We start from the raw sequence: 1,182 nt of genomic DNA, 5'->3' as shown, positions 1-1,182 counted from the left end.
CCGCGCCGCGCCGAACCTCCGTGCCAGGTCGAGGGCGCCCGGTGACACGTCGACGGCGACGACGCGCGCGCCGGCCGCCGCCGCGATCATCACCGCCGACAGCCCCACCCCGCCGCAGCCGTGCACGGCCACCCACTCCCCCGCCGCCACCCGGCCCCGCTGCACCACCGCGCGGTAGGCCGTGGCGAAGCGGCAGCCGAGCGAGGCGGCCGTCGCGAAGGACATCCCGTCGGGGACCGCGACGAGGTTCACGTCCGCGTGGTCCAGCGCCACGTACTGGGCGAAGGAGCCCCAGTGGGTGAAGCCGGGCTGGGTCTGGCGCTCGCACACCTGCTGGTCGCCGGCCGCGCAGGCGGGGCAGGAGCCGCAGGCGCAGACGAAGGGGACGGTGACCCGGTCCCCGGCGCGCCAGCCGGTGACCCGGGCGCCGACGGCCTCGACCGTCCCGGCGAGTTCGTGACCGGGGACGTGCGGGAGGGCGATGTCCGGATCGTGGCCCTGCCAGCCGTGCCAGTCGCTGCGGCACAGGCCGGTGGCCTCGACGCGGACCACGACCCCGTGCTCCGCGGGCTCCGGGTCCGCGACCTCCCGCACCTCGGCCGGTTCCCCGTACCGCTCGAACACCACCGCCCGCATGACCCGTCCCGCCTTCCGCTCGGCCCGCCCGTCGTGGATTTATACCCCCTAGGGGTATAAGCTGGGTGGCAGGAGGGTCCTGAGGTCCCCCGTGACCCGCGTGGGCCCGCACCATCCCCACCCATCATCCACACCTCGACGAGGAGCAACGACATGACCTCCCAGACCGACACCCAGGGCTCCGTCACCACCGTCTACAAGGTGAGCGGGATGAGCTGCGGGCACTGCGAGGGCGCCGTCTCCGGCGAGATCTCCCAGCTCCCCGGGGTCAGCTCGGTGCAGGCGGTCGCCTCCTCCGGCGAGGTGACCGTCGTCTCCGCGGCCCCGCTCGACGAGGAGGCCGTCCGCGCCGCCGTCGACGAGGCCGGCTTCGAGCTGGCGGGCAGGGCCTGAACCTCCGCGCGGCGTGAACCGGGCCGCACCGGCCACCCGTTCCCCGCGGCCCGGCACGCCACCGCCCCCGCCCCGGAGCCCCGGACCCCGTCCCTGGAGATACCGACATGACCAGCACCACCGCACCCGAGGCACCGGCCGCCGGACAGCCGG

Annotated in this window: 2 protein-coding genes; one reads left to right on the top strand and one right to left on the bottom strand. The window is 75.6% G+C overall.

What is annotated here, in order from left to right:
- Nucleotides 1-636, bottom strand: a 636-nt coding sequence (locus tag B7767_RS29465; protein WP_179167338.1) for an alcohol dehydrogenase catalytic domain-containing protein, incomplete at its 3' end; no start/stop codon positions are given.
- Nucleotides 637-789: 153 nt separating this feature from the next.
- Between B7767_RS29465 and B7767_RS29460 the strand changes: the two genes are divergently transcribed.
- The gene (locus tag B7767_RS29460) at nt 790-1,029 is read left to right on the top strand and encodes a heavy-metal-associated domain-containing protein (protein ID WP_085574816.1); all 240 of its coding nucleotides are present in this window, start codon (nt 790-792) and stop codon (nt 1,027-1,029) included.
- The last annotated feature ends 153 nt before the right edge of the window (nt 1,030-1,182 follow it).

The sequence above is a fragment of the Streptomyces sp. 13-12-16 genome (assembly GCF_002114215.1).
Lineage (GTDB): Bacteria > Actinomycetota > Actinomycetes > Streptomycetales > Streptomycetaceae > Streptomyces.
Note: the sequence above shows the minus strand (reverse complement) of the source record. Positions and strands in the feature narration are given on the sequence as shown.